We start from the raw sequence: 7,559 nt of genomic DNA, 5'->3' as shown, positions 1-7,559 counted from the left end.
GTACGGCTTGTGGACGAACGCCGTCCCTATGGACCGGCTTGTGGACGGACGCCGTCCCTATGGACCGGCTTGTGGACGGACGCCGTCCCTATGGACCGGCTTGTGGACGGACGCCGTCCCTATGGACCGGCCTGTGGACGGACGCCGTCCCTACGGACCGGCCTGTGGACGGACGCCGGTCCCTCGCCCGCGACCGTGGGCAGGCGGGGTCCCCACGCGGTCGCCGCGTGTGGACACGCGAGCGGAGGCCGTACGTGGCAATGTGGGGGCATGTGCGGTAGATACGCGTCGGCGCGCAAGAAGCACGAGCTGCTGGAGGAGTTCCAGGTCGAGCTCGACGGCGATCCCGACCAGGAGCTGGCCCCCGACTACAACGTCGCGCCCACCAAGAACGTCTACGCCGTGCTCAGCCGGGTGCCCAAGGAGGCCGAGCGGGCGGTGCGGCAGCTCAGGGTCGTGCGATGGGGCCTGGTGCCCGCCTGGGCCAAGGACCCGTCCATCGGCTCGCGCATGATCAACGCCCGGGCCGAGACCCTGGCGGAGAAGCCGTCGTTCCGGCAGGCGTTCGCCAAGCGCAGGTGCCTGCTGCCCGCCGACGGCTACTTCGAGTGGATGCCGGTCGAGGGCGACGACGGCAAGAAGCGCAAGCAGCCGTACTTCATCCGCCCCGACGACGGCGGGCTGCTGGCGATGGCCGGCCTGTACGAGTTCTGGAAGGACCCCTCGCGCGAGGACGACGACCCCCTCAAGTGGCTCGTCACCTGCACGGTCGTCACCACGGACGCCGAGGACGAGCTCGGGCGCATCCACGACAGGATGCCCATGATGGTCGAGCCGGACCGCTGGGCCGAGTGGCTCGACCCCAAGCTCACCGACACGGAGACCGTCTCCGGGCTGCTGGTGCCCGCCACCCCGGGCCGGCTCGCCGCGGTCCCCGTCTCCACCGCCGTCAACAACGTCCGCAACAACGGCCCGGAGCTCGTCGAACCGCTCCCTCCCGAGGAGGCGCCCGCGCTCTTCTGAAGGTGTAAAAGGACGGCCAAGTGGGCATTCGGTGAGGAAAGCGGTGCATTCGCTTACGAGGAGTCACCGCCACCACATTGCCCCCCATGCGCCGCGCGGGACAGCCGGGGAGTCCCGCCGCGGGTTGCCGTCATTCACCCGGAGGTGCGGATCCGTGGAGGACACGTCCGCTCGCCAGAGGCTGCAGAAGATGCTCGCCGACCTCGACCGCTCGATCGGGGTATTACGGGGAGACCGGGTCGCCGTCAACGACCGCTCGCCGGCCGACGCCGGGTCCGACCTATGCGACGCCGACCGCGCCCAGGCCATGCTGACCGTCGCGGCGACGCAGCGGCGGGCCGTGCTGGACGCGCTCAAGCGCCTCGACGACGGCACCTACGGCAGGTGCGTCGACTGCGCCGAGCCGGTGCCGGAGGGCCGCCTGGAGGCCCGCCCCGAGGCGGCCCGCTGCGTGCAGTGCCAGGGCAGGCGGGAACGCCGCCGCTGACGAGCCGCGCACACGGGCCGGCACGGGCCGCCGCGGGTCGAACACGGGTCGAACACGGGTCGGCACAGGCACAGGCCGGCACACGAGGTCTCGGGCCGCACAGGCAGGCACGGGCCGGCACGGGCACAGGCCGGCACATGAGGCATCGGGCCGCACAGGCCCGCACGGGCCGGCGCCGGGTGTCAGGGCTTGCGGGCGCTGGCCACCAGGTGGATGCCGACCGTGTCGTCGTCGTCGAAATGCGCCTCCAGCTCCGTGCGCACCAGCCAGTTCATCGCCCTGGTGCCGGAGCCGAGCACGTGGTCCACCGTCGAGGGCGACAGCACCGTGCGCGGGCGCACCCACTCGACCTCCAGGCCCGCGTCCATCAGCAGCTCGCGCAGCTGGGAGCCGCTGAAGCAGCGCGTGATGCTGCCGTCGGGCCAGGGCACCAGCATGACCTCGCCGGTCTGGCGCAGGTGCTGCCACTGCCCCTGCTCGGCCAGGATCGCCATGCCCAGCACCAGCGAGTCGACGCAGACCAGCGCGCGCCCGCCCGGCTTCAGCACGCGCATCACGTCGCTCATCGCCGACTCGGCCATCAGCTCGATCGACATGGCCCGCTCCTCGGCGACCACCGCGTCGACGCTCGCGTCGGGCAGGAACGACAGGTCGTCGGCGCGGACCTGGCGCACCTCGCCGCTGTCATGGCCGGGGGAGTCGGCCTCGCGCAGCCGCTGCGGGCCCTCCACGGGCCGCAGCCTGGACTGGACGTCGGCCACGCGCCGGAAGTCGAGCACCTCGACCACGCGGTGCCCCGCCCTCGACAGCTGGCCGGACCAGCGTCCACGCCCGCCGGACAGGTCGAGCACCACGGAAGGCTCGGCGGGTAGCCACCGGCTCAGCTGCTCGGCCACGACGGCACGGTAGAAGGTCCAGTACGGTCCGAGCGTCCCTGAGCCGTTCAGTTCCTCGGCCGGAATGGGCAGCACACGCGACTCCTGGGTTCCGGAAAATGGCTACCAGCCGGTACGTATGGTTTTCCCCGCACCGGGTCGTTCGTCACCTTCCATCTTGCGGGAACAGACGCGGGCACGGGCGTGTTGCGACGAGCATGCTCGCTGTTGTCGATGGACGCGACCGTCTCGGCGCTCGTAGGCTCGTACCTCGCTCTCTTTCGCCGAGCTCTCTTTCGCCCAGCTCTCTTCCGCCGGGCTCTCTTTCGCCGAGCTCCGCCTCGCCGGGCCCCGCCACCTATCAGAAGGTGGACCCGGTCCCCGGTGACCGGGCGCCTCTTGACGAGCGGGTATTCTCCCCTGAGTACGGTGTCCCGTCACAACCGGCCACCGGTGATCTTAGGGGGGTGGGCCTGGTGCCCGCGACAGGCGCGGAGACACTCGAACAGCGGAGCGAGCGGTTCGAGCGCGAAGCGATGCCCTATCTCGAGCAGCTCTACTCCGCGGCGCTCAGGATGACCCGCAACCCGTCCGACGCCGAGGACCTGCTCCAGGAGACCTTCGCCAAGGCGTTCGCGTCCTTCCACCAGTTCCAGGAGGGCACGAACCTCAAGGCCTGGCTGTACCGGATCCTGACGAACACCTTCATCAACAGCTACCGCAAGAAGCAGCGCGAGCCGAAGCAGTCGGGCACCGAGGAGATCGAGGACTGGCAGCTGGCCCGCGCGGAGTCGCACTCGTCGAGCGGTCTGAAGTCCGCCGAGGTGGAGGCGCTGGAGCACCTGCCCGACGGCGACATCAAGGAGGCGCTCGCGGCGCTTCCCGAGGAGTTCAGGATCGCCGTCTACCTCGCCGACGTCGAGGGCTTTCCGTACAAGGAGATCGCCGACATCATGGGCACTCCGATCGGCACCGTCATGTCGCGGCTCCACCGCGGCCGCAGGCAACTGCGGGCGCACCTGGAGGACTACGCCCGCGAGCGCGGCCTCGTCCCCGCGGAGGGCTCCAAATGAGCTGTGGAAACCCGCACGAGACCGACTGCCGTGAGGTGCTCGACAAGGTCTACGCCTACCTCGACGGCGAGCTCGCCGAGGGCGACTGCGTCGACATCCGGGTGCACCTCGACGAGTGCGGGCCGTGCCTGCAGGAGTACGACCTCGACAAGGTGGTCAAGCAACTCGTCGCCAAGCACTGCGGGTGCGATCCGCTGCCCGGCGACCTCCGGTCCAAGGTGCTGGCGCGCATCGCACAGGTGAGAGCCGACCTGTCCGACTAGGATTCCCCCCATGCGCGTGCTCGTCACCGGGGGTGCCGGCTTCATCGGATCCAATCTCGTCGACCGGTTGCTGGCCGACGGCCACGAGGTCGTCGCCGTGGACGACCTGTCGTCCGGTGACCGCGACAACCTCACGGGCGCCCTGGGCGGCGACCGGTTCCGCCTCCACGTGCTCGACGTGCGCGATCCCGCGCTGGCCGAGCTGACCGCCGAGGCCAGGCCCGAGGTGGTCTGCCACCTGGCCGCGCAGATCAGCGTCCGCCGCAGCGTGGCCGACCCCGTCCACGACGCCATGGTCAACGTCGTCGGGACCGCGTCGGTGCTCGCCGCCGCCCACGCGGGCGGCGCGCGCAAGGTGGTCTTCGCCTCCTCCGTCGCCGTCTACGGCCGTCCCGGCACGATCCCGGTGCCCGGCGACGCGCCGGCCGACCCGCGCTCGCCGTACGCGGCCTCCAAGCTCAGCGGCGAGACCTACCTCGCCACCTTCCGCGCCCTGCACGGCATCGAGTACACGACCCTCGTGCTGTCCAACGTGTACGGCCCGCGCCAGTCGCCCGAGGGCGAGGCCGGGGTGGTGGCCATCTTCACCGACGGCCTGCTCAGCGGCGTCCCCACGGTCGTCCACGGCGACGGCACGCAGACCCGCGACTACGTGTACGTCGACGACGTGGTCGACGGCTTCGTCCGGGCGTGCGGCCAGGCCGGCGACGGCCGCCGGTTCAACCTCGGCACCGGCATCCAGACGACCGACCGCAGGCTCCACGCCCTGATCGCCGACGCCGCCGGCCGCCCCGACAAGCCGGGGTTCGCGCCGCCCCGCCAGGGCGACCTGCCCGCCATGGCGGTCGATCCAGTACCCGCCTACGACGGCCTCGGCTGGGAGCCGCGCACCGACCTCGCCACCGGCCTGAAGAACACGGTCGAGTGGGCCAGGAGTCGCCGGGGGTAGCCGGTTGATTACGCTTTGCTTGCGATTCGTGACTCGGCGGGTGCGGTGACCCTGTCTTCTGTACCGTGAGCCCCAGGACCTCAAGGGGGAGGACGCGGATGTCGAAGCCATGGATCGCCCGCCTGATCACGGGCATCTCGTTGATCGCACCGGTGGCGCTGCTGATCGCGGGCGGGGGCCTTTTCCCGCCCGGGGTCTCGTGGACCTGATCCGGCCGTGAGGGGCCGCTATGCGTGATCTGTCGTGGCCGGCGAGGGTCTACCTCGTCGCCGTCGTCGTCGTCGCGGCAGGGGTCATCGCCCACAGCCTGACCACCATCGGGCAGTCGATGACCCCCGGGCACCTGGGCGCCGAGGGGCTGGGCACACTGCTGGTGCTCGCACTGCTGTTCCTCGTGTGCGAGTCGATGCCGACGCTGCTCAACGTGGAGCAGTTCGCGGTGTCGGTCAGCTTCTCGGCGGCGCTGGCGGCCGTGGTGCTGATCGGGCCCGACGGCACGGCGCTCGTGGGGTTCACCGCGGTGTTCAGCGTGCGGCCCGGGCTGCCGCTGGTCAAGCGGCTCTTCAACGGCGCGCAGTTCGCCATCTGCGGTCACGCGGCCGGCTGGGTGTACGAGCGGCTGGGGGGCCGGATCGGGGTGCCGGAGGTGCACGCCTTCGACGACCTGATCGGCCCCTACATGGCGGCCACGGCGGTCTTCGTGCCGCTGAACATCCTGCTCACGCTCACGATGATCCGCCTGGCGACCGGAGTGCGGGCCATGGAGGTCCCGATGCGGGGCCTGGCCCAGTTCCTGCTGTCGTACCTCGGCTACGGCACGTTCGGGCTGCTCGTGGCCGGGCTGTGGGCCACCGTGCAGTCGATCTCGGCGGTGCTGGTGCTGCTGCCGCTGTTCGTCGCGCGCTGGGCGTTCGGCCAGTACCACGCGCAGCAGCGCTCGTACGACGCCACGATCGCGGCCCTGTGCCAGGCCGTGGAGACCAAGGACTACTACACCCGGGGGCACTGCACCCGTGTGTCGGCCGCGTCCAGCATGATCGCCCAGGAGATCGGCATGGGGCAGGAGCGGCTGCGGGCCATCCGCTACGCGGGCATGCTGCACGACGTGGGCAAGCTCGGCGTGCCCACCAAGGTGCTGCAGAAGGAGGGGCCGCTGACCGAGGAGGAGTTCGCCGCGATCCAGCTCCACCCGATGCGCGGGCTGGAGATCGTGCGCGGCATCGACTTCCTCGACGAGGCGTACGCCGGGATCATGCACCACCACGAGCGCCACGACGGCAGGGGCTACCCGATGGGGCTGGCCGGCGACGAGATCCCGGAGTTCGCCCGGATCATCGCGGTGGCCGACGCGTTCGACTCGATGACCTCCGACCGCTCCTACCGGGGCGCGCGGCCGGTCGAGGTGGCCGTGCAGGAGCTGCGCAAGAACTCCGGCTCCCAGTTCGACCCTGTCATGGTCACCGCGTTCGTCAAGGCGCTCGAGGACCGGCCGTGGGAGCCGCCCCGCCGGGTCGAGCCGCCGCCGCCCGAGGCCGACGAGGCGCCGGTCAAGGACCACGACGACCCCACGATGCCGATCGAAGTGGTGAGCGGGCCTTGAGCCGGGCCTTCCAGGGCCTCGACTCCGGCCAGCTCCTGCTGATCTGCGGGGCCGGGCTGGTCGCCGTGGCCGGGGTGGCGCACACGGCCGCCACCCGGCTGGACCACCCCGAGATCGCGGTCGGGTTCGGCGCGCTCATCGCGGTGGGCGAGCTGGCCAGGCTCACCATGCCGGGCAACAGGGAGGTCGCGCCCATCGGGGCCGCCGCCGCCCTCGGCTACACGCTGCTGCTCGACCTGAGCCAGGACCAGCTCCGCCACTCGGCGCTCCAGGTCGTGGCGGTGATCGCCGTCGGGATGATCGCCGGCGCGCTGCCGCACCTCGCTGTCGGCCGCCCGCCGCGGCTCGACGCGATGGCCCGGCGGCTGCTCACCGGCGCGCTGCTCGCCTTCGCGTTCCGGCCGCTGGCCGACCCGCTGTTCCGGCTCACCCAGGGGCCCGCCCCGACGTGGTGGCCGGCGCTGGGCGTGATGGTCGTGCTCATCGCCGTCACACTGCTGGTGGACGTGCTGATCGCCGCGCTGTTGCGGGCCGAGCAGGTGCGCACCGCCTTCCGTGTCGCGGTGCGCGACGAGCTGAACATGGCGTTCCCGCTGGGCGCCGCCGTGGCCGCCTCCGGCGTGCTGCTCGCCCTGGCCACGCACAGCATGGACCTCGTGGCCCTGCTGGTGTTCGCCGCGCCGCTGCTGGTCACGCAGGTGGCCTTCCGCAAGTACGCGGGCATCCGCGCCACCTACCTGCAGACCGTACGGGCGCTGTCGCGCGTCACCGAGGTCGGCGGGTACGTCGAGCCGGGCCACTCGCGCCGGGTGAGCCGCCTGGCCGTGGCCATCGGCCGGGAGCTGGGGATGGCCGAGCCGGAGCTGCTGGAGCTGGAGTACGCCGCGCTCATGCACGACATCGGCCAGCTCTCCCTGCGCGACCCCATCCCGGGCGGTGCGACCGTGCTCGCCGACCCTGAGCAGGCGCGCCGCATCGCGGAGCTGGGCGCCGAGGTCATCAAGCAGACGGGCGTGCTGGACCGGGTGGCCGACGTGGTGCGCCGCCAGTGCGACTCCATCGCCGACGACCCGCCGCTGTCCAGCCGCATCATCAAGGTGGCCAACGCCTACGACGACCTGGTGGGCGGCTCCACCGACCGTGACCGGGCGGGGGCGGCGCTCGAACGCATCCGCCTGGCGGCCGGCTCGGCCTACGACCCGGCCGCCATCGAGGCGCTGTCCCGCGTCGTCGACCGCCTGGCCGCCGTTCACCGTCTCTGACGCCGGGGCGGCCCGGAGATGCGGGGC

8 protein-coding genes are annotated in these 7,559 nt (G+C 71.7%); 7 read left to right on the top strand and 1 reads right to left on the bottom strand.

The genetic code is table 11. The annotated features are described in order from the left end of the window. The first annotated feature begins 270 nt into the window (after positions 1-270). Together ABZS51_RS21905 and ABZS51_RS21900 are read left to right on the top strand one after the other, a co-directional pair. Positions 271-1,023 carry an SOS response-associated peptidase gene (locus ABZS51_RS21905; protein ID WP_310708572.1) on the top strand — a complete coding sequence of 251 codons (753 nt, stop codon included), beginning with the start codon at positions 271-273 and terminating at the stop codon, positions 1,021-1,023. A 154-nt stretch (positions 1,024-1,177) separates the two neighbouring features. Continuing rightward, positions 1,178-1,510, top strand: coding sequence for a TraR/DksA C4-type zinc finger protein (locus ABZS51_RS21900; protein ID WP_355443879.1), 333 nt, complete (start codon positions 1,178-1,180; stop codon positions 1,508-1,510). A 182-nt stretch (positions 1,511-1,692) separates the two neighbouring features. On the opposite strand, the gene ABZS51_RS21895 is transcribed toward ABZS51_RS21900, so the two are convergent. After that, on the bottom strand, positions 1,693-2,481 hold the full coding sequence (locus ABZS51_RS21895; RefSeq protein WP_355443876.1) for a methyltransferase domain-containing protein: 789 nt from the start codon (positions 2,479-2,481) through the stop codon (positions 1,693-1,695). A gap of 371 nt (positions 2,482-2,852) precedes the next feature. Here ABZS51_RS21895 and ABZS51_RS21890 point away from each other — a divergent pair, with 371 nt between their 5' ends. From ABZS51_RS21890 to ABZS51_RS21870, 5 genes are all read left to right on the top strand, one after another. Continuing rightward, positions 2,853-3,458, top strand: a complete 606-nt coding sequence (locus tag ABZS51_RS21890) for a sigma-70 family RNA polymerase sigma factor (RefSeq protein ID WP_310708575.1) — start codon at positions 2,853-2,855, stop codon at positions 3,456-3,458. Further along, the gene (gene rsrA, locus ABZS51_RS21885) at positions 3,455-3,721 is read left to right on the top strand and encodes a mycothiol system anti-sigma-R factor (protein WP_355443872.1); all 267 of its coding nucleotides are present in this window, start codon (positions 3,455-3,457) and stop codon (positions 3,719-3,721) included. Before ABZS51_RS21890 ends, rsrA begins: the two co-directional genes overlap by 4 nt. 10 nt (positions 3,722-3,731) lie before the next feature. Beyond that, positions 3,732-4,670 carry an NAD-dependent epimerase/dehydratase family protein gene (locus ABZS51_RS21880; RefSeq protein WP_355443869.1) on the top strand — a complete coding sequence of 313 codons (939 nt, stop codon included), beginning with the start codon at positions 3,732-3,734 and terminating at the stop codon, positions 4,668-4,670. Between the two features lie 229 nt (positions 4,671-4,899). After that, entirely contained in the window at positions 4,900-6,270 is a 1,371-nt protein-coding gene (locus ABZS51_RS21875; protein WP_355443866.1) for an HD-GYP domain-containing protein, read from the top strand. Further along, on the top strand, positions 6,267-7,532 hold the full coding sequence (locus tag ABZS51_RS21870; protein ID WP_355443863.1) for an HD domain-containing phosphohydrolase: 1,266 nt from the start codon (positions 6,267-6,269) through the stop codon (positions 7,530-7,532). Before ABZS51_RS21875 ends, ABZS51_RS21870 begins: the two co-directional genes overlap by 4 nt. Positions 7,533-7,559: the final 27 nt, after the last annotated feature.

Origin of the sequence: Nonomuraea sp. NPDC005501, assembly GCF_040605905.1 — a bacterium.
Classification (GTDB): Bacteria; Actinomycetota; Actinomycetes; order Streptosporangiales; family Streptosporangiaceae; genus Nonomuraea.
The sequence above is the reverse complement of the archived record's forward strand: the minus strand, read 5'-3'. Positions and strand labels throughout refer to the sequence as shown.

What these genes read in the sequence shown, in the direction of transcription:
- ABZS51_RS21905 (WP_310708572.1), top strand. Translation starts at nt 271, where the DNA reads ATGTGCGGTAGATACGCGTCGGCGCGCAAGAAGCACGAGCTGCTGGAG.
- rsrA (WP_355443872.1), top strand. Translation starts at nt 3,455, where the DNA reads ATGAGCTGTGGAAACCCGCACGAGACCGACTGCCGTGAGGTGCTCGAC.
- ABZS51_RS21880 (WP_355443869.1), top strand. Translation starts at nt 3,732, where the DNA reads ATGCGCGTGCTCGTCACCGGGGGTGCCGGCTTCATCGGATCCAATCTC.
- ABZS51_RS21875 (WP_355443866.1), top strand. Translation starts at nt 4,900, where the DNA reads ATGCGTGATCTGTCGTGGCCGGCGAGGGTCTACCTCGTCGCCGTCGTC.